General features: G+C 55.7%; 20 protein-coding genes and 2 pseudogenes. 15 read left to right on the top strand and 7 right to left on the bottom strand.

Annotated elements, in window-relative coordinates; genetic code table 11:
* Window positions 1-56 precede the first annotated feature (56 nt).
* Window positions 57-1547 carry an MFS transporter gene (locus ABLU78_RS02025; RefSeq protein WP_020078692.1) on the top strand — a complete coding sequence of 497 codons (1491 nt, stop codon included), beginning with the start codon at window positions 57-59 and terminating at the stop codon, window positions 1545-1547.
* 2 nt (window positions 1548-1549) lie between these two features.
* On the opposite strand, the pseudogene ABLU78_RS02020 reads toward ABLU78_RS02025, so the two are convergent.
* Window positions 1550-2438: pseudogene (locus ABLU78_RS02020) on the bottom strand (IclR family transcriptional regulator C-terminal domain-containing protein).
* A 119-nt stretch (window positions 2439-2557) separates the two neighbouring features.
* Between ABLU78_RS02020 and ABLU78_RS02015 the strand changes: the two are divergent.
* From ABLU78_RS02015 to ABLU78_RS01985, 7 genes and pseudogenes are all read left to right on the top strand, one after another.
* Window positions 2558-3720, top strand: a pseudogene (locus ABLU78_RS02015) (muconate cycloisomerase family protein).
* Window positions 3721-3732: 12 nt separating this feature from the next.
* Window positions 3733-4023, top strand: coding sequence for a muconolactone Delta-isomerase (gene catC / locus ABLU78_RS02010; RefSeq protein ID WP_015366454.1), 291 nt, complete (start codon window positions 3733-3735; stop codon window positions 4021-4023).
* 67 nt (window positions 4024-4090) lie between these two features.
* A complete protein-coding gene (gene catA, locus ABLU78_RS02005; RefSeq protein WP_015366455.1) occupies window positions 4091-5017 on the top strand; it encodes a catechol 1,2-dioxygenase in 927 nt (308 codons plus the stop codon).
* Window positions 5018-5128: 111 nt separating this feature from the next.
* Complete coding sequence (locus ABLU78_RS02000) at window positions 5129-6511, top strand: Rieske 2Fe-2S domain-containing protein (protein ID WP_048228785.1); 1383 nt, start codon at window positions 5129-5131, stop codon at window positions 6509-6511.
* On the top strand, window positions 6511-6996 hold the full coding sequence (benB, locus tag ABLU78_RS01995) for a benzoate 1,2-dioxygenase small subunit (protein ID WP_020078694.1): 486 nt from the start codon (window positions 6511-6513) through the stop codon (window positions 6994-6996). The genes ABLU78_RS02000 and benB overlap by 1 nt, the downstream gene beginning before the upstream one ends.
* A gap of 9 nt (window positions 6997-7005) precedes the next feature.
* Window positions 7006-8022, top strand: coding sequence for a benzoate 1,2-dioxygenase electron transfer component BenC (gene benC / locus ABLU78_RS01990; protein ID WP_048228784.1), 1017 nt, complete (start codon window positions 7006-7008; stop codon window positions 8020-8022).
* 9 nt (window positions 8023-8031) lie between these two features.
* The gene (locus ABLU78_RS01985) at window positions 8032-8805 is read left to right on the top strand and encodes a 1,6-dihydroxycyclohexa-2,4-diene-1-carboxylate dehydrogenase (RefSeq protein ID WP_032708144.1); all 774 of its coding nucleotides are present in this window, start codon (window positions 8032-8034) and stop codon (window positions 8803-8805) included.
* On the opposite strand, the gene yddG is transcribed toward ABLU78_RS01985, so the two are convergent.
* Window positions 8802-9680, bottom strand: coding sequence for an aromatic amino acid DMT transporter YddG (gene yddG, locus ABLU78_RS01980; protein ID WP_015705524.1), 879 nt, complete (start codon window positions 9678-9680; stop codon window positions 8802-8804). The two genes, ABLU78_RS01985 and yddG, sit on opposite strands and share 4 nt — an antisense overlap.
* Before the next feature lie 224 nt (window positions 9681-9904).
* Here yddG and fdnG point away from each other — a divergent pair, with 224 nt between their 5' ends.
* Genes fdnG through fdnI form a run of 3 tightly spaced genes read left to right on the top strand, consistent with a single transcriptional unit; the run spans window position 9905 to window position 14497 of the window.
* Window positions 9905-12952, top strand: a complete 3048-nt coding sequence (gene fdnG, locus ABLU78_RS01975) for a formate dehydrogenase-N subunit alpha (protein WP_116328451.1) — start codon at window positions 9905-9907, stop codon at window positions 12950-12952.
* Between the two features lie 11 nt (window positions 12953-12963).
* On the top strand, window positions 12964-13848 hold the full coding sequence (gene fdxH / locus ABLU78_RS01970) for a formate dehydrogenase subunit beta (protein WP_015366463.1): 885 nt from the start codon (window positions 12964-12966) through the stop codon (window positions 13846-13848).
* On the top strand, window positions 13841-14497 hold the full coding sequence (fdnI, locus tag ABLU78_RS01965; protein ID WP_015366464.1) for a formate dehydrogenase-N subunit gamma: 657 nt from the start codon (window positions 13841-13843) through the stop codon (window positions 14495-14497). The genes fdxH and fdnI overlap by 8 nt, the downstream gene beginning before the upstream one ends.
* 51 nt (window positions 14498-14548) lie before the next feature.
* On the opposite strand, the gene ABLU78_RS01960 is transcribed toward fdnI, so the two are convergent.
* The 3 genes from ABLU78_RS01960 to ppk2 form a co-directional block, all read right to left on the bottom strand.
* Window positions 14549-14875: a CcdB family protein gene (locus ABLU78_RS01960; RefSeq protein WP_015705519.1), complete on the bottom strand. Its 327-nt coding sequence runs from the start codon at window positions 14873-14875 to the stop codon at window positions 14549-14551.
* Window positions 14872-15057 (bottom strand): hypothetical protein, encoded by a 186-nt coding sequence (locus ABLU78_RS01955; protein ID WP_015705518.1) that lies wholly within the window; start codon window positions 15055-15057, stop codon window positions 14872-14874. The genes ABLU78_RS01960 and ABLU78_RS01955 overlap by 4 nt, the downstream gene beginning before the upstream one ends.
* Window positions 15058-15244: 187 nt before the next feature.
* On the bottom strand, window positions 15245-16063 hold the full coding sequence (ppk2, locus tag ABLU78_RS01950) for a polyphosphate kinase 2 (protein ID WP_045366153.1): 819 nt from the start codon (window positions 16061-16063) through the stop codon (window positions 15245-15247).
* Window positions 16064-16257: 194 nt separating this feature from the next.
* Here ppk2 and ABLU78_RS01945 point away from each other — a divergent pair, with 194 nt between their 5' ends.
* Window positions 16258-16566, top strand: coding sequence for a monooxygenase (locus tag ABLU78_RS01945; RefSeq protein ID WP_048228782.1), 309 nt, complete (start codon window positions 16258-16260; stop codon window positions 16564-16566).
* Window positions 16567-16579: 13 nt separating this feature from the next.
* Here the strand turns inward: ABLU78_RS01945 and ABLU78_RS01940 are convergent, their stop codons facing one another.
* On the bottom strand, window positions 16580-16765 hold the full coding sequence (locus ABLU78_RS01940) for a hypothetical protein (protein WP_015366470.1): 186 nt from the start codon (window positions 16763-16765) through the stop codon (window positions 16580-16582).
* A 53-nt stretch (window positions 16766-16818) separates the two neighbouring features.
* The gene (locus ABLU78_RS01935; RefSeq protein ID WP_048228781.1) at window positions 16819-17097 is read right to left on the bottom strand and encodes a hypothetical protein; all 279 of its coding nucleotides are present in this window, start codon (window positions 17095-17097) and stop codon (window positions 16819-16821) included.
* Between the two features lie 276 nt (window positions 17098-17373).
* On the opposite strand from ABLU78_RS01935, the gene ABLU78_RS01930 reads away from it, so the two are divergent.
* From ABLU78_RS01930 to ABLU78_RS01920, 3 genes are all read left to right on the top strand, one after another.
* Complete coding sequence (locus ABLU78_RS01930; protein ID WP_015366472.1) at window positions 17374-17505, top strand: hypothetical protein; 132 nt, start codon at window positions 17374-17376, stop codon at window positions 17503-17505.
* A gap of 153 nt (window positions 17506-17658) precedes the next feature.
* The gene (locus ABLU78_RS01925; RefSeq protein WP_015366474.1) at window positions 17659-18774 is read left to right on the top strand and encodes a branched-chain amino acid ABC transporter substrate-binding protein; all 1116 of its coding nucleotides are present in this window, start codon (window positions 17659-17661) and stop codon (window positions 18772-18774) included.
* Between the two features lie 111 nt (window positions 18775-18885).
* Complete coding sequence (locus ABLU78_RS01920; protein WP_048228780.1) at window positions 18886-19800, top strand: branched-chain amino acid ABC transporter permease; 915 nt, start codon at window positions 18886-18888, stop codon at window positions 19798-19800.
* The last annotated feature ends 5 nt before the right edge of the window (window positions 19801-19805 follow it).

Below are 19805 nucleotides of genomic sequence, written 5' to 3'. Positions count from 1 at the left end.
CGGCAGGATCGCAATCCTGGACGCGTGTCCAATTTGATAAATTGAGGAAAAGAAGTATGTCTCGGCAATGGTTAACGCTGATGGCGATTTTGCTGGTTTATATCCCGGTGGCGATTGACGCAACGGTACTGCATGTGGCCGCCCCGACGCTCAGCGTCGCGCTTGGCACCAGCGGCAATGAGCTACTGTGGATCATTGATATCTATTCGTTGGTGATGGCCGGTATGGTGCTACCGATGGGCGCATTAGGCGATAAAATCGGCTTTAAGCGCCTGTTGCTGCTCGGTAGCGCTATTTTTGGCATCGCTTCGCTGTGCGCCGCGCTGTCGCCGTCGGCGATAACGCTGATTATCTCCCGGGCGCTGCTGGCGGTTGGCGCGGCGATGATTGTGCCGGCGACGCTTGCCGGGATCCGCGGCACTTTCGCCGAAGCCAGTCAACGTAACATGGCGCTGGGATTATGGGCCGCCGTGGGCTCCGGCGGTGCGGCATTTGGCCCGCTGGTGGGCGGCATGCTGCTGGAACATTTCTACTGGGGATCTGTTTTCCTGATCAACGTGCCAATCGTGCTGCTGGTCATCGCCATCAACGCTAAGGTCGTGCCCCGTCAGCCCGCACGCCGCGAGCAGCCGCTGAATCTGCCGCAGGCGCTGATCCTGATTGCGGCCATTCTGATGCTGGTATTTAGCGCTAAGTCAGCGTTAAAGGGGCAGCTGGCGCTGTGGCTGATTGTGCTGGTGGCTATCGGCGGCGCGGCCATGTTGACCTGGTTTGTCCGCAAGCAGCTGTCGATGCCGACGCCGATGGTGGATATGCGTCTCTTCACCCACCGCATTATTTTGAGCGGGGTGATGATGGCGATGACCGCGCTCATTACGCTGGTCGGTTTTGAATTGCTGATGGCGCAGGAGCTGCAGTTTGTGCATCAGAAAACACCGTTCGAGGCCGGGCTGTTTATGCTACCGGTGATGGTCGCCAGCGGCTTTAGCGGGCCGATTGCCGGAATGCTGGTATCTAAACTGGGGCTGCGGCAGGTGGCGACCGGCGGTATGTTGCTGAGCGCGTTGAGTTTCCTGGGGCTGTCGATGACCGACTTCAGCACCCAACAGTGGCAGGCGTGGGGGTTAATGACGCTGCTGGGCTTTAGCGCCGCCAGCGCGCTGCTGGCGTCAACGTCGGCGATCATGGCGGCGGCACCGAAAGAAAAGGCCTCCGCGGCAGGAGCGATTGAAACCATGGCCTATGAACTGGGCGCGGGGCTCGGAATTGCGCTGTTCGGCCTGATCCTGACTCGTAGCTACAGTTCGGCGATTGAGCTGCCTGCCGGGATTGGCGGTGAAGCAGCGGTACAGGCCTCATCGTCCATCGGCGAGGCGATGAAGGTGGCGCAATCATTACCCGCGATACCGGCTGATTCACTAATCGCGGCGGCGAAAACCGCATTCATCAGCGCCCATAGCATTTCGCTGGCGACGGCTGGCGTTCTGCTGTTGTTGCTGGCGCTGGGGATTTGGCGCGGGCTGGCCAATACGCCGGCGCCACGGTAATGTCATAGCTGAAGAGACAGCTCCATCGCCGCGCGACGCAGCGGCGCGAGGGCTTTCTCCTTCAGCGCCGCGGCGCTCATCGAAGAGGCGGGGACGCCAACGTTGAGCGCTGCCACCACCTGGCCGCTGCGCGACAACAGCGGTACCGCAAGCGAGCATAATCCAACTTCAATTTGCCTGTCCGCCAGCGCATAGCCCTGCATGCGAACTTTGGCTATTTCCGCGCGTAATGCCGTGGGGTCGCACAGGGTATGCGGGGTGTAGCGCATAAGATGTGCACGTGACAATGTCACTTCAAGTTGTTCTTCTGGCAGCGCGCTCAGCAATACCCGTCCCATTGAAGTCGTCCATGCCGGGAGGCGACTGCCGCGCCCCAGATCGACGCTCAGTAAGTTATTGACCGCCGCGCGGGCAATGTACAGCACGTTGTCGCCATCAAGCGTGGCGGCGGAGCAGCTTTCTCCTAACGTCTTACCAAGATTATCCAGTGCCGTTTGCGCCACCTTCGCCAGCGGGGTTCCCGCCAGATAGGCGTGGCCCACGGCTAGTACGCGCGGTAGTAGTTCATAGCTGCGGCCGTCCGGGCTGTGCACCATCCCCAGCGCCGCCAGGGTATACAGGCAGCGGCGCACCGCCGCGCGGGAAATTTGCGTTTTTTGACTTAACTGCGAAATGGTCAGCCGCTGGCGCTGCGGAGTAAAAGCATTGAGCACTTCCAGCCCGCGGGCGAGAGACAGCATAAAATTGGGGTCGTGCTCAGCCTGCCTGGCGCTCAGCGTAGTGTGGGTATTGTCGCTCATTGCATCTTTCTCCGTTGCAACGTAAAGCTCACGGGGGAATTACTATACCGCGCGCAAACCAGGGCGCGCCGAATTGTGCCTGTTTTACCACCTTGATCACATTATTAACCGCAATTTAACAAGCGTGCCGATAATCGCACAACATTTCGATTATCGCCGTTGACCATCCGCCAGGCTGGACCCTATTGTCAAAGCACAGACATCCCCGTTATGGATGTGGGTACAAAAAGTTATGCATCTTTCAGGAACAAAAAATGACTGCGACCGTAGAACGCATTGAGAGCTGGTTAGTGGATGTACCGACTATCCGGCCACATAAATTATCGATGACCACCATGGGCTGCCAGACGCTGGTCATCGTGCGCATTACCCGTTCCGATGGCGTATGCGGTATCGGTGAAGCGACGACCATCGGCGGGCTGAGCTACGGCGTCGAGAGCCCGGAGGCTATCGCATCGGCCTTGACCCACTATTTGACGCCGCTGCTGAAAGGGCAGCCGGCCGATAATCTGAATGCGCTGACGGCGCGTATGAACAGCGCCATTAAAGGCAATACTTTCGCAAAGTCTGCCATTGAAACCGCGCTGCTGGACGCCCAGGGGAAAGCCTTAGGCTTACCGGTATCGGCGCTACTCGGCGGCGCGCTGCAAACGTCGTTGCCGGTGCTGTGGACGTTAGCCAGCGGCGACACCGCAAAAGATATTGCCGAAGGGGAAAAGCTGTTAGCCGAGCGCCGCCATCAGGCATTCAAGTTGAAAATTGGCGCGCGGGAATTAGCCACCGATCTCCGCCATACCCGCGCCATTGTCGAAGCTTTAGGCGATCGCGCCAGCATTCGCGTTGACGTTAACCAGGCCTGGGATGCCGCCACCGGCGCGAAAGGGTGCCGAGAGCTGGCGGCGATGGGGGTCGATCTCATCGAACAGCCGGTGAGCGCGCAGGACAATGCAGCGCTGGTGCGCCTGAGCCAGCAAATCGAGACAGCGATTCTGGCGGATGAAGCGGTCGCGACCGCATACGATGGTTATCAACTGGCGCAGCAGGGCTTTACCGGCGCTTACGCGCTGAAGATCGCCAAAGCGGGCGGGCCGAATAGCGTGCTGGCGCTGGCCCGCGTCGCGCAGGCGGCGGGGGTTGGCCTGTATGGCGGCACGATGCTGGAAGGAACCGTGGGTACCGTTGCTTCTCTGCATGCCTGGTCGACATTGCCAATGCAGTGGGGAACCGAGATGTTCGGCCCGCTGCTACTCAAAGACGATATTGTCAGCGTTCCGCTGACCTTTGCCGACGGTCAGGTGGTGTTGCCGCAAACGCCAGGGCTCGGGGTGGAGCTGGATGAAGACAAGCTGCGCTTCTATTCCCGTAAAGCATAACAGGAGAAAATAATGCTATTTAAAGTTGATATGACCGTTAATATTCCGATCGGTTTTCCTGCCGCCGAAGCGGATGAAATTAAACAACGCGAAAAAGCCTATTCGCAACAATTACAACGTGAAGGCAAGTGGCGACATATCTGGCGTGTCGCCGGTCTTTACGCCAATGTCAGCATTTTCGATGTAAAAGATGCCGAAGAGCTGCATCAAATTTTAATGGGATTGCCGCTGTATCCATTTATGGATATTCGCGTAGAGGCGCTGTGCCGTCATCCCTCGTCGATTCGTGAAGACGATAGCTAATAATAATAACGTCGACCTCATGCCGGGGGCCCCGGCAAATATCCTACAATGATAAGAGAGAATAATTATGAGTAATGCTTTCGTACAACAAGAAGCCGTGCAGAAATTATTACGTGAAGGCGCGGGTTTAAATGTCCCTGGCGGTAATGAACGCTTTAAAGCCATTGTCCACCGTTTACTGGAAAATATCTGCACGCTGATCGATGACTATAACGTCACCGAAGAAGAGTTCTGGCATGCGGTGAACTATTTGCACGAGCTGGGTGGGCGCCAGGAGGCGGCGCTGCTGGCGGCGGGTCTTGGTCTTGAGCACTTCCTCGACCTGCGTCAGGACGCTATCGACGCGGCGGCGCATCGTGAAACCGGTACCCCGCGCACCATCGAAGGGCCGCTGTATGTAGCCAATGCCCCGCTGGCCGACAGCCATGCCCGCATGGATGATGGCACCGATGCCGGCGAAGTGATGTGGCTGCACGGCCAGGTTAAAGATAATCAGGGCCAGCCGATTGCTAATGCCATCGTTGATATCTGGCACGCCAATACCCTGGGTAATTACTCGTTCTTCGATCAAAGCCAGAGCGACTACAACCTGCGTCGTCGTATTCGCACCGGCGCCGATGGCCGCTATAGCGTGCGCAGTATCATGCCATCCGGCTACGGCTGCCCGCCGGATGGTCCAACTCAGAAGTTGCTGGACCAGTTAGGCCGCCACGGTAACCGTCCGGCGCACATTCACTTCTTCGTCTCCGCGCCGGGCCATAAACATCTGACCAGCCAGATCAACCTCAGCGGCGACAAATACCTGTGGGATGATTTTGCCTTTGCCACCCGCGATGGTCTGATTGCCGACCCGGTGAAAGTGAGCGACCGCGAGACGATTGCACAGCGTGAACTGGACGGCGAGCATACCGAAGTGCGCTTTGATTTCACCCTCTGTAAAGCGCTGAGCCCCGACGAAGAGCATCGAGGCGCCCGTCTGCGCGCCAAAGAGTAATCTGCTTTAGCGGCCCCGGTCACGCTGCTGGCCCGGGCCGCGCTCTACACCCGATAGTCACCACATTCGCCAAATATCTTTAATCCTGAATCCTGCAGGAGGAGTTAACTCATGCAAAAAACGCTATCAGCGCTTAAAGACAAAATTAACAACGCGTTAATTGTCGACCGTGAAAATCATATTTACCGTTGCCACCGCTCTATATTTACCGACCAGCAGTTGTTTGATTTTGAAATGAAACATATCTTCGAAGGAAATTGGGTTTTTCTTGCCCATGAAAGCCAGATTGCCGAGCCGGGAGATTATTATACCCTGACGCTGGGACGGCAGCCGGTTATTATTACCCGTGATAAAAAGAATGAATTGCATGCATTAATTAATAGCTGCGCCCACCGCGGCGCCATGTTATGCCGACGCAAAACCGGGAATAAAAATTCGTTTACCTGTCCGTTCCACGGCTGGACCTTCAGCAATAACGGCAAATTATTAAAAGCCAAAGATGAGAGCACCGGCGCCTATCCTGACACCTTCAAACATGAAGGGTCTCACGATCTGCAAAAACTGCCGCGTTTTCAGTCTTACCGCGGTTTCTTATTCGGTAGCCTCAATGCCGACGTGCAGCCGCTGGAGGCGTATCTCGGCGAAACCAGCAAAATCATCGATCTGATCGTCGATCAGGCGCCGGAAGGGCTGGAAGTGCTAAAGGGTTCGTCGAGCTACGTTTACGAAGGCAACTGGAAGCTGGGCACAGAGAACGGCGCCGATGGTTATCACGTCAGCGTGGTGCACTGGAACTATGCCTCAACCATGTCACGCCGCAACTATGAAGCGGAAGGGACGCATGCGGTTGACGCCAACGGTTGGTCAAAGAGCGTCGGCGGCGGCTACGGTTTTGACAATGGCCACATGTTGCTGTGGACCCGGGCGCTGAACCCGGAAGTGCGCCCGGTCTATGCCCACCGCGAGCGTCTGCAGGCGGAATTCGGCGAACTACGCGCCGACCAGATGGTCAATGAAACCCGCAACCTGTGCCTGTACCCCAACGTCTATCTGATGGATCAGTTTTCTACCCAGATCCGCGTGATCCGCCCGATTGCGGTCGATAAAACCGAAGTCACCATTTGGTGCTTTGCGCCTAAAGGCGAAGCCGACCAGGCGCGGGCGCTACGGATCCGCCAGTACGAAGATTTCTTTAACGTCAGCGGGATGGGGACGCCGGACGATCTGGAAGAGTTCAGCGCCTGTCAGCGCGGCTATCTTGGCGAAAATCTGGCATGGAGCGACCTCAGCCGCGGCGCGCTACGTTGGGTCGACGGCCCGGATGAACACGCCAGGCATGCGGGCTTTACGCCGCGGCTAAGCGGGGTGAAATCGGAAGATGAAGCGCTGTATATCGCCCATCATCACCATTGGCAAACGGTCATGCTGGCGGCGCTGGAACAGGAACAACAGCGTTACGACCAGTCCATTACCCAGCGCGTGGAGGTGGCCTGATGTTGAATCTCGAACAAGTTCGCCAGTTTCTCTATTACGAAGCCCGTCTGTTAGATGACCGTCAGTGGGATGAGTGGCTGAGCTGTTACAGCCCGCAGGTGGTCTACTGGATGCCGGCATGGGGCGACGATGATCAGCTGACGCGCGACCCGCAAAAAGAGATTTCCCTTATCTACTATCCCAACCGGGAAGGACTGGAAGATCGCGTCTATCGCATTAAAACCGAGCGTTCCGGCGCCAGCACGCCGGAACCGCGCACCACGCACATTATCAGCAATGTCGAGCTGATGGGCGAAAGCGAGGAGGGGCTTGCGGTGCGCTACAACTGGGTTACGTGGAGCCATCGCTATCAACACACGGATGCCTATTTTGGCTCTACCTGCTGCACGCTAATTGAGCAGGACGGCAGGCCGCAGATCGTTCGTAAAACGGTACGCCTGAATAACGACTATATCCGTCAGGTTATCGACGTTTACCACATTTAAGAGGCGCTTATGACTTTTAATATTGCTCTTAATTTTGAGGACGGCATTACCCGCTTTATTCAATGCCATGCCGGGGAGAAGGTGCTGGATGCGGCCTATCGTCAGAAGGTTAACCTGCCGATGGACTGTTCGGACGGCGTTTGCGGCACCTGCAAATGCCATTGCGCCAGCGGTGAATACGATCTGGGTGAAGATTATCTCGACGAGGCGTTAAGCGACGACGAGGTGCAGGCTCGCCAGGTGCTGACCTGCCAGATGGTCCCGACCAGCGATTGTGTGATCGATGTGCCGGTGGCCGCCGCGCAGTGTAAAACCGCGCTGACCGACACCGGGGCGCAGGTGCGGCAGGTGAATTTACTGTCCGATACCGCCATCGAACTGGTGGTCGCGTTGGATGAGCCGCTGGCTTTTCTGCCGGGGCAATATATCAATATTCAGGTGCCGGGCACGACTCATGTGCGCGCCTACTCATTCAGCTCGCTGCCGGGTTCTCTCGAAGGGCGTTTTCTGATTCGTAACGTACCTGGCGGCATGATGAGCCAGTGGTTAACCCAGCAGGCGCGGCCCGGCGACCGCCTGACCCTCAGCGGCCCCATGGGCAGCTTCTATTTGCGCAGCGGCGAACGCCCGCTGCTCATGCTGGCGGGCGGTACCGGGCTGGCGCCGCTGCTGTCCATGTTACACACCCTGCAGACACAGGGTAGTCAGCGTCCGGTAACGCTACTGTACGGGGTGACCCGTGACGGTGATCTGGTGAAAACCGACGCGCTGGACACCTTTGCTCAACAGCTTACGGGGTATCGCTGGCTGCCGGTGGTGGCGGATGAAAGCAGTTCCTGCCCACAGCGCGGCTTTGTCACCGAACATCTGGATGACGCGATGCTGAATAACGGCGACGTTGACATCTATCTTTGCGGACCGCCGCCGATGGTAAATGCGGTCGCCACGGCGCTGCGCGAAAGGGGAATTTCCCCGGCAGGGTTCTGGTATGAGAAATTTATCGCCAGCCAGAGCGCGGCGGCATAAGGAGGCATGATGCGTTTTACCGATAAAGTCGTCGCTATTACCGGCGCGGCGCAGGGGATTGGCAGGCAGACCGCGGAGCAGGCGGCAACTGAAGGCGGCGCCCTGTTGCTGATTGACCGCTCGCCTTACGTACACGAACTGGCTGCCGTTTTAGCCCAGGCCGGAAGTCAGGTACTGGCGCTGGAGGCTGACCTTGAGCAGTGGCAGAGTACTGAACAGGCGTTTGCCGCCGGGGTCGCGCATTTCGGCCGCCTCGACGTGCTCATCAACAACGTCGGCGGCACCATCTGGGCGCGACCTTTCGCCGAGTATCAGCCAGAACAAATTGAGAAAGAGATCCGCCGCTCGCTGTTCCCTACCTTGTGGGGCTGCCGCGCGGCGCTCCCCTGGATGCTGAAACAGGGGAAAGGCAGCATCGTCAATATCTCGTCGGTGGCGACGGCAGGGGTGAACCGGGTGCCTTATTCGGCGGCGAAGGGAGGCGTGAATGCGCTGACTCGCTCGATTGCCATGGAGTACAGCGGCAGCGGTATTCGGATTAACGCCGTCGCGCCGGGCGGTACGGAGGCGCCGCCGCGTCTGACGCCGCGCAACGATGAGCTGCCGAGCGAGCAGGAAAAGGCGTGGTATCAGCAGGTTGTCGATCAGACGGTGGCGAGCAGCCTGATGCATCGTTACGGCACGCTGGCGGAACAGGCGAATGCGATCCTGTTTCTCGCCAGCGATGAGGCCAGCTATATCACCGGCGTAACGATACCAGTGGCGGGCGGCGATCTCGGCTAACGGCGGGTGGCATACCAGCAGAGCAGGGAGCCGAGACACACCATCCCGGCCCCCTGCCAGAAGGACCACGATAAGGCGGCGCTGAGCAGCACCGCCGCCAGCGCGGAAGAGAGCACCGGCGTGAAGTACGACGCCGCCGCCAGCAGGCTGACGTTGCCGTGCAGGATGCCAACGTTCCACGCCGCGTACGCCAGCCCCAGCGCCACGGAGACCGTTATCAGCTTAATGACCACCGGCCAACTGAACAGCATCGGCGGCTGAGCGCTGGCGAAAAATTTCAGCCACAGGGTCAGTGCCGTTAATAAGACGAAGAGCGTAATCCCATTTTTGCCTTTGGCATATTTCGCGGTCACCGTGCAGTAGGCCGCCCAGATAAACGCGCCGATAAATGCCAGAAAGTAGCTCAGCGGACTGGAGATGACGTTATTGATAATTTCATCGAGGTTGAGCCCGTGTTCGCCGCCGAGCACCCAGCTCACGCCGAACAGCGCCAGCAATAAGCCGGGGATCACCAGCCAGCTACTTTTCTGACCGTTAAAAAGAATGGCGAACAAAATGGTCAGGCTGGGCCACAGGTAGTTGACCATCCCCACTTCGATAGCCTGCTGGCGGGTGGCGGCGAAACCCAGCGACAGGGCGAGGCAGATCTCGTAGCTGACAAACAGCACGCTGCCGGCCAACAGATAGCGACGCGGGATTTGGCGCAGGTTGGGAAAGCCGACGGTGAAAATGAGCAGCAGGCCGCTGAGGCTATAAATCATCGCCGCGCCGCCGACAGGGCCAAGCCCTTCGCTGACGCCGCGGATCAAACCGACCATTGTGCTCCATAATATAATGGCGGCGAAGCCGATTGACGTCGCTCTCTTTTTTTCCATGTTTAACCCGATAATGACTCAAACGCAGCCGGAATTTATAACATCTTTTGCCTCCCGGCGGTCGATCTTTTCCGCTTCGCATAACTCTTTGGGGTTAGTCAAACTCGCCACCGCTGACTCTTAAGGGGGCGAGCGTTGGCGACCTTGATTTGACGCAATAAAAAAAGGGATATTGCTGTTAGTTTCCTCCGCGCGATGAACTAACATCCTGCATGGAGGAATCAATGGACGTCAGCCGCAGAAAGTTTTTTAAAATCTGCGCAGGCGGTATGGCCGGAACAACAGCTGCTGCACTGGGCTTTGCCCCTAAAATGGCGCTGGCTCAGGCACGCAATTTCAAATTGCTGCGCGCAAAAGAGATCCGCAACACCTGCACTTACTGCTCCGTGGGCTGCGGGCTATTAATGTATAGCCTGGGCGACGGCGCGAAAAACGCCAAAGAAGCGATTTATCATATCGAAGGGGATCCGGATCATCCGGTAAGCCGCGGCGCCCTGTGCCCGAAAGGCGCCGGTCTGCTGGACTACGTCCACAGCGAAAACCGCCTGCGGTATCCGCAATACCGTGCTCCGGGCTCGGATAAATGGCAGCGCATCTCCTGGGATGAAGCTTTTAACCGCATCGCCAAATTGATGAAAGCCGACCGCGACGCCAACTTTATTGAAAAGAACGAGCAGGGCGTGACGGTTAACCGCTGGCTTTCCACCGGGATGCTGTGCGCCTCGGCGGCGAGTAATGAGACCGGCATGCTGACGCAAAAATTTGTGCGCTCACTTGGCATGCTGGCGGTAGACAACCAGGCGCGCGTCTGACACGGACCAACGGTAGCAAGTCTTGCTCCAACATTTGGTCGCGGTGCGATGACCAACCACTGGGTTGATATCAAAAACGCTAACGTCGTGATGGTGATGGGCGGCAACGCCGCGGAAGCGCATCCGGTGGGATTCCGCTGGGCGATGGAAGCGAAAAACAATAACGATGCCACGCTTATCGTCGTCGACCCACGCTTTACGCGTACCGCGTCGGTGGCCGATATCTATGCGCCGATTCGTTCCGGTACCGACATTACGTTCCTGTCGGGCGTGCTGCTGTACCTGATCGAAAATAATAAGATCAATGCCGAGTACGTTAAGCATTACACCAACGCCAGCCTGCTGGTGCGGGATGATTTTACCTTCGAAGATGGCCTGTTCAGCGGCTACGATGCTGAAAAGCGCCAGTATGATAAATCGTCCTGGAACTACCAGTTCGATGAAAATGGCTACGCGAAACGCGATGAAACGCTCAGCCATCCGCGCTGCGTGTGGAATCTGCTCAAGCAGCACGTTTCCCGCTACACGCCGGAAGTGGTCGAGAATATCTGCGGTACGCCGAAAGATGACTTCCTCAGAGTGTGCGAAGTGCTGGCTTCAACCAGCGTCGCGGATCGCACCACTACCTTCCTGTATGCGCTGGGCTGGACGCAGCACACCGTCGGCGCGCAGAACATCCGCACCATGGCGATGATCCAGCTGCTACTCGGCAACATGGGCATGGCAGGCGGCGGCGTCAACGCTCTGCGCGGACACTCCAATATTCAGGGTCTGACCGATTTGGGCCTGTTGTCGACCAGTCTGCCGGGTTATTTGACGCTGCCGTCAGATAAACAGAGCGATCTGCAAAGTTATCTTAGCGCCAACACGCCAAAAGCGACGCTGGCCGACCAGGTGAACTACTGGAGCAACTACCCGAAATTCTTCGTCAGCCTGATGAAATCGTTCTACGGCGATGCGGCGCAGAAAGAGAATGACTGGGGCTTCAACTGGTTGCCGAAATGGGATCAGGCCTACGACGTTATCAAGTACTTCAATATGATGGATAACGGCAAAGTTACCGGCTATATCTGCCAGGGCTTCAATCCGGTAGCGTCCTTCCCGGACAAAAACAAAGTGGTGCGTAGCCTCAGTAAGCTGAAATATATGGTGGTTATCGACCCGCTGGTGACCGAAACCTCGACCTTCTGGCAAAACCACGGCGAGTCTAATGATGTCGACCCGTCGGCTATTCAGACCGAAGTCTTCCGTCTGCCGTCGACCTGCTTTGCCGAAGAGGATGGCTCGATCGCCAACTCCGGGCGCTGGCTGCAGTGGCACTGGAAAGGCCAGGACGCGCCGGGCGAAGCACGCAACGATGGCGAAATTCTTGCCGGGATCTATCACCGTCTACGTGAGCTGTACCGTCGCGAAGGCGGTAAGGGCGCGGAACCGCTGCTGAACATGAGCTGGAGCTATAAGCAGCCAGATCATCCGGAATCGGAAGAAGTAGCAAAAGAGAACAACGGCTATGCGCTGGCGGATCTCTACGATGGTAATGGGGTGCTGCTGGCGAAAAAAGGAGAGTTGCTGAATAGCTTCGCGCTGCTGCGCGATGACGGCAGCACCGCGTCGTCCTGCTGGATCTACACCGGCTGCTGGACCGAGCAGGGTAACCAGATGGCGAATCGCGATAACGCCGATCCTTCGGGGCTTGGCAATACGCTGGGATGGGCCTGGGCCTGGCCGCTCAATCGCCGCGTGTTGTATAACCGCGCATCAGCCGACATTAGTGGCAAGCCGTGGGATGCGAAGCGGATGCTGATCCAGTGGAACGGCAGTAAGTGGGTCGGTAATGATATTCCGGACTTCAATACCGCGCCGCCGGGGAGCAACACCGGACCGTTTATTATGCAGCAAGAGGGGCTTGGGCGCCTGTTTGCGCTCGATAAACTGGCAGAAGGGCCGTTCCCGGAACACTACGAGCCGATGGAAACGCCGCTTGGCACCAACCCGCTGCACCCCAATGTGGTCTCCAGCCCGGTGGTGCGTTTGTATGAAGATGATGCCATTCGCTTAGGTAAGAAGGATAAGTTCCCGTATGTCGGTACTACCTATCGTCTGACCGAACACTTCCATACCTGGACCAAGCACGCGCTGCTCAATGCGATTGCGCAGCCGGAACAGTTTGTCGAAATCAGCGAAGGGCTGGCGAAAAGCAAAGGTATCGCTAATGGTGACTGGGTGAAAGTCAGCAGCAAGCGCGGCTTTATTCGTGCGGTTGCCGTAGTGACCCGTCGACTGCGCACGCTGAACGTCAACGGCCAGCAGGTAGAAACCGTCGGTATCCCGCTGCACTGGGGCTTTGAAGGTGTGGCCCGTAAAGGCTATATCGCCAACACCCTGACGCCTAACGTCGGCGATTCCAACTCGCAAACGCCGGAGTATAAGGCGTTTCTGGTCAACATCGAGAAAGCGTAAGGAGCGATTAAATGGCGATGGAAACACAAGACATTATTAAACGCTCCGCGACCAACCCGATAACTCCCGCGCCACGCGCGCGGGACTATAAGGCCGAAGTCGCCAAGCTTATCGATGTCTCCTCCTGCGTGGGTTGTAAAGCCTGCCAGGTGGCCTGTTCCGAGTGGAATGACATTCGCGATGAAGTGGGGCACTGCGTCGGCGTGTATGACAACCCGGCGGATCTCAGCGCTAAATCCTGGACGGTAATGCGCTTTAGCGAGACCGAACAGAACGGCAAGCTGGAGTGGCTTATCCGCAAGGATGGCTGTATGCACTGCGAGGAGCCGGGTTGCCTGAAAGCCTGCCCGTCCGCCGGGGCGATTATTCAGTACGCCAACGGCATCGTCGATTTCCAGCAGGAAAACTGCATTGGTTGCGGCTACTGCATTGCCGGGTGTCCGTTTAATATTCCGCGCCTCAATAAAGAGGATAACCGGGTTTATAAATGCACGCTGTGTGTGGATAGGGTCAGCGTCGGTCAGGAACCGGCCTGCGTGAAAACCTGTCCTACCGGCGCAATCCACTTCGGCACGAAAAAAGAGATGCTGGAAGTGGCGCAGGAGCGGGTGGATAAGCTTAAAAAACGCGGTTATGCCAACGCCGGGATCTACAACCCGCAGGGCGTAGGCGGCACCCACGTGATGTACGTACTGCATCATGCCGACCAGCCGGAGCTGTATCACAAGCTGCCGAAAGCGCCGCAGATCGATACCAGTATCAATCTGTGGAAGGGGGCGCTGAAACCGCTGTCGGCGGCGGGCTTTATTGCCACCTTTGCCGGGCTGATTTACCACTACATCGGTATCGGGCCGAACAAGGAAGTTGATGACGATGAGGAGGAGCATGATGAATAAATCGAAAATGATAGTGCGCACCAAATTTATCGACCGCGCCTGTCACTGGACGGTGGTTATCTGTTTCTTCCTGGTGGCGCTGTCGGGGATTTCGTTTTTCTTCCCGACCCTGCAGTGGTTGACGGAAACCTTCGGCACACCGCAGATGGGGCGTATCCTGCACCCGTTTTTCGGGGTGCTGATTTTTGTCGCGCTGATGTTTATGTTTGTGCGTTTTGTCCACCACAATATCCCTGATAAACAGGATATCCCCTGGCTGAAAGGCATCGTGGAGGTTCTGAAAGGCAACGAACATAAGGTCGCGCGCGTCGGTAAATATAACGCCGGGCAGAAGATGATGTTCTGGACCATTATGAGCATGATTTTTGTGCTGCTGGTGACCGGGGTGATTATCTGGCGCCCATATTTTGCGGGATATTTCCCGATACCGGTTATTCGTTACAGCCTGCTGATACACGCCACTTCGGCGATTATCCTGATCCACGCGATCCTCATCCATATGTATATGGCATTCTGGGTTAAAGGGTCGATTAAAGGCATGATTGAAGGTAAGGTGAGCCGCCGTTGGGCGAAGAAACATCACCCGCGCTGGTATCGCGATGTCGAACGCCTGGAAGCGCAAAAAGAGAGCCGTGAGGGAATGAAGTAAGCCTTTACGGGGGAAACCCGCTCCGGTGATATCGGGGCGGGCTCCCGGCATTCAGCAGTTAGTGATAAGTGTATCGATTGAATCAATCACCCCCTGACGCGCACAACTCAGATTACATACGAAATCCTGTGGCTGGATTCGTTTATTATTTAAATTACTGATCATCGGCGTACAAAGTAAAAAGCTGTCAAACTCTATATTTATCCTTGGGGCGACATGCTGATGCCAACGAGGTAACTGTCGCGCCCGCATTAAAGGAATAATGACTCTAGTGGCCAGGTCAGCATAGTAATCATTCTGCACTATCATATAATACGGCAGGGTGTTATTTGTTTGCGCAGAACAATTTCGATAGACATTGAATTGTTCAAGCATCATAGTACCCTGAAAAATTCATCATCTGTGAGAGTACCTTTTTTTGCAATAAATTCATTCATTGCGGCAATGAATTCCTTATGCTGTCGCTGCTTATCGGCTTCTCGTAAATCCTTTCCTGCCTGCGCTGACTCCTTCCGGGTTGGCACGTCAGTACATCTTTTACGTAGCGTATTACTTTTCATCGTAGGCTCCTTGCTGGTGGTTCAGTGATTATTCTCTTTACTCACTTAAAAATAAACCTCAGCAGTAATTTTAATATTTATTTTGCGAGGCGGATTCCAGCGCAATGCAACAGATGAAATATTAACGTTAGTTGTAATAATCCTTTGCGCAGGGGTAATACTGCGCAAAGGTGATAAAGCTATTCCTTCAAAACTTCTCAGGAATAAACCGGAAAGGAAAATGGGTCGGTTTCACTTTGCCAATTTTACGTTTCGGTAAGGTAATGTGTTCCGTTGGCAGAGACTCGTAGGGGATTTGCGAAAGCAAATGGGTAATAATATTCAGACGTACGCGTTTTTTATCTTCCGAACGGGCGACAAACCACGGCGCCCAGGCGGTATCGGTGGCGGCAAACATCGCATCGCGCGCTGTGGTGTAGTCATCCCAGCGGTTGAAGGATTTTATATCCATCGGCGATAGCTTCCAGATTTTGCGCCCATCATCGATACGGTCGCGCAGGCGCCGTTCTTGCTCCTGCGGCGTCACCTCCAGCCAGTATTTCAGTAAAATAATGCCGGAATCAACCATCCCTCTCTCCACCATTGGCGCGCCGTCGAGGAATTTTTGCACCTCCTCCTCGGTACAAAATCCCATCACCCGCTCAACGCCGGCCCGGTTGTACCAGCTGCGATCGAAAATCACTATTTCGCCGGCGGCGGGAAGATGCTTGATATAGCGCTGAAAATAGAGCTGGCTGCGTTCGCGCTCGGTTGGCGCGGGCAGGGCGACGACGCGGAAAACCCGCGGGCTGACGCGTTCGGTTATCGCTTTGATGGTGCCGCCTTTGCCGGCGCCATCGCGACCCTCGAAGACGATGCATATCTTAAGCCCTTTATGCACGACCCACCGCTGTAGCTTGACCAACTCGACGTGCAGTTTACGCAATGCCTGCTGATATTCTTTCTCGCTTAACGGCTCCGTTTTGGCGGGTATGATGGGCGCAACGGCTTTCTTCTTGTTTCCCATGACTGTCCTCATGCGTGGTGGCCTGAAAGGCAGGTCGCTGTTTAAAGTGTAATCAGAGCCAGGCAAAGCGGCGGAAAACTTCTCATCCAGTGGAGGGCGCAAGATAGCCATTAAGCGCATCAACTCACTGTTGATTAATGAGGAATCGGGTAGGATAGTCTCGTCAATTTACTAAAATCATTCAGGGAGAGAGTATGTCGAATAAACTTCTGCAAGTGCACTTTGCTTTTAGCGGACCGTTTGGCGATGAAATGTCGACGCAATTAGCCGAACTCGCGCAATCTATTAACCAGGAGCCCGGTTTTATCTGGAAGATCTGGACGGAGAATCGCGCCACGCAGGAAGCCGGCGGCATATATCTGTTCGAAGATGAACAGAGCGCGCAGGCTTATGCGAAAAAACACGCCGTACGCCTGCGGCAATTTGGCGTGCAGGAGATGTTCTACAAGATTTTCGACGTCAATTTACCACTCAGCCAGATTAACCACGGGCCGCTCAATTAATATGAGACCGTGGTTACATATAGCGCTCAAACTGCCATGCCGCCACGGCTTCGAGGATAAACAGCCCGGATACCACAACACCCGCCACGCGATGGCGGGAATAGAAAAGTATTCCCGCGACCACGGCTAACACCGGTAACGTAATGGGCCAGCAGGCGACAATAGTAATCCAGGCGATGATCAGATAATCCTTCATCATGGCGAATACTCCATGGTCAACGTTTATCGGCGCGAACAATGCGCCGGTATAAATCAGAATTCGACGCCGCCGCCTTGTTCAATACGGTCAATATCATTGGTAACGGGGTTCACCTTTTCGTTGTAATAGGTGTAGGCGTTAACGTCGGGGGTCATCGTTAATTTTGGTTGTTCCGTTTTCGATTCAGGCGATTCTGTAGGTGGATTAGCGGCAAGGTCTGCCGGTTCCGGCGGCGTATAGTGTAACTGGTCGGCGAGACTCCCCGCCGCGAAGGCGCAGGCGTTAATAGAAAGCGTGCTGAAGGCAATAATAATTAATTTTTTTAAAGTCATGATTTTCATCCATGAGGCAAAACCCGCCACGGCAGCAGGTAAAAAAACAAGGCTTAAGATAATACGTAAAAGAAGTTAATGTTTCAAAGCGCAAACGCCATCTGGCAGCATAAAGTTGCTACTCCTCGGTAATTCTTTATGGTAGTTGCCTGTATTGCCGAGCATTCCCCATGCCCTCGTTATTAATTTCACATTAATGCAGCAAAATTTTCACTAGTTTTGATCATCTCCGCACTTTTGCACCAGCCCGGTGCGCAAGGTTGCTAAAGACGTTCTATGTTTAGCTCACTGTCGGTATGGACACCAGCGTTCCCGGCAGGCCACGTGACGGCAACAGACCTCCTGACCTGTAAAGACTGGCGCATCGCCGGGGTGGTACCGATTGCGGTCACGCTACGCGACTATTAGTAATCGATCTGGCGATACCTCTCTTCCTGGCGGGTTTTTTGCTTTATCTACCGAAGCCGCTACGGCTTATTCCAGCATTGGCACGTTACGCTGTAAGTGGTTTTTACTGCGCCAGTTTATGGCGTCTGTTCGATATCGCTGAGGACTATCCGAATGTCTTTAAAACTTAAAAAGTTGACTCTGCATTTTGCAATAGCAGGTTGTTTGAGCGCGGCATTTTATGCACAGGCGGATGTGAAGATTGGCGTGGCCGGCCCATTTACCGGGCCGAATGCGACCTATGGCGCCCAATACTGGAAAGGGGCATCGCAGGCGGCGGCGGATATTAATGCCGCCGGGGGAATTAAAGGCGAAAAAATTGTGCTGGTGCAGGGTGATGATGCCTGTGAACCCAAGCAGGCAGTGGCGGTGGCTAACCGCCTGGTTGATGATTCCGGCGTCTCGGCGGTGGTGGGCCATTTCTGCTCTTCCTCGACGATGCCCGCTTCCGAGGTCTATGACGAAGCCGGGATCCTGACCATCACGCCGGGCTCCACCAATCCGCAGATCACCGAACGCGGAATGAAAGATATGTTCCGCATGTGCGGGCGCGATGACCAGCAAGGGGTGATTGCTGCCAACTACATGCTGGATGTGCTGAAGGCGAAGAAGATCGCCGTCATTCACGATAAAGATACCTACGGTCAGGGCTTAGCCGATGCGACGCGCGCGGCGCTCGCGAAACGCGGGACGAAAGAGGTGTTGTATGAAGGCTTATCCCGTGGGGAAAAAGATTTCAATGCCCTGGTAACCAAAATCGGCGCCCTGAAACCGGATGTGGTTTATTTTGGCGGCTGCCATCCGGAAGCCGGCCCGCTGGTGCGCCAGATGCGCGAGCAGGGCGTCCAGGCTAAGTTCTTCTCCGGCGACTGCGTGGTGACCGAAGAGTTGGTTACCGCCGCGGGCGGGCCGCAGTTTACTAATGGTGTGTTAATGACCTTCGGTAAGGATCCGCGCACCATTCCTGAAGGTAAAGCGGTGATCGACAAATTCCGCGCCAGCGGTTTTGAACCGGAGGGCTATACCCTTTACGCCTATGCGTCCATTCAGGCTATCGCCGCCGCCTATAACGCCGCCGGTACCGATAATGCCAAAGCCAGCGAATGGCTGAAAAACCACAGCGTCGATACCGTGATGGGGAAAAAGGCCTGGGATGGCAAAGGCGACCTGAAAGTATCGGATTACGTGGTTTATCAATGGGATGATAAAGGCAAATATCATCAGCTGTAACCCGGGATTGTAGTGCGCATAACGCCCTCATCAGAGGGGCGTCGTACCACCGTAAGCAGCAGACGTTAAGGCCTCTGCGTCTGCTGCACCTTGACTGGCAGGATGGTTCCTATGGCGGCATTCTTTCTGCAACAACTGATCAATGGCTTAACGCTTGGCGCGGTATATGGGCTTATCGCCATTGGCTACACCATGGTTTATGGCATCATCGGTATGATTAACTTCGCCCACGGCGAGGTATATATGGTCTCAGCCTACCTGTGCGCTATCGGGCTGGCGCTGCTGGCCTACTTCGGTATTCACTCTTTCCCGCTGCTTATTTTCGGCACGCTGGTGTTTACGATTATCGTCACCGGGGTGTACGGCTGGGCCATCGAACGCATTGCTTATCGGCCGCTACGTAACTCAACGCGTCTGGCGCCGCTGATTTCGGCTATTGGCATGTCGCTGATTTTACAAAACTACGTCCAACTGAGTCAGGGCCCAAATCAACAGGGGATCCCGACGTTGATGCACGGCGTACTGCGGCTTACGGTAGGAGATGGCGTGGTGCAAATCACCTGGACCAAAATCTTCATCCTGATCGCCGCCTTCGTCGGCATGGTGGTACTGAGCTGGATAATCAACCACACGCAGTTAGGTCGGGTTTGCCGCGCGACCCAGCAGGATCGGCGAATGGCGGCCATTCTCGGCATTAACACCGATCGGGTGATCTCGCTGGTGTTTATGATTGGCGCCGCCATGGCGGGCCTCGCCGGGGTGCTGGTGACCATGAATTACGGCACGTTTGATTTTTATATCGGCTTCATTATCGGCATTAAGGCCTTCACCGCAGCGGTACTGGGTGGGATAGGTTCGCTGCCGGGGGCGATGCTTGGCGGCCTGCTGTTGGGCGTCGCCGAGGCGCAGTTCGCCGGGTTAGTGAACTCGGATTATAAGGATGTCTTCTCGTTCGCATTGCTGGTGGCGATTCTGATTTTTCGTCCGCAGGGGCTGTTAGGCCGTCCTGTTGTGGCCAAGGTCTAAGGGGG

The organism is Klebsiella sp. JN_Kp122 (genome assembly GCF_040062085.1).
In the GTDB taxonomy this organism is placed as follows: Bacteria; Pseudomonadota; Gammaproteobacteria; order Enterobacterales; family Enterobacteriaceae; genus Klebsiella; species Klebsiella aerogenes.
The sequence above is the reverse complement of the archived record's forward strand: the minus strand, read 5'-3'. Positions and strand labels throughout refer to the sequence as shown.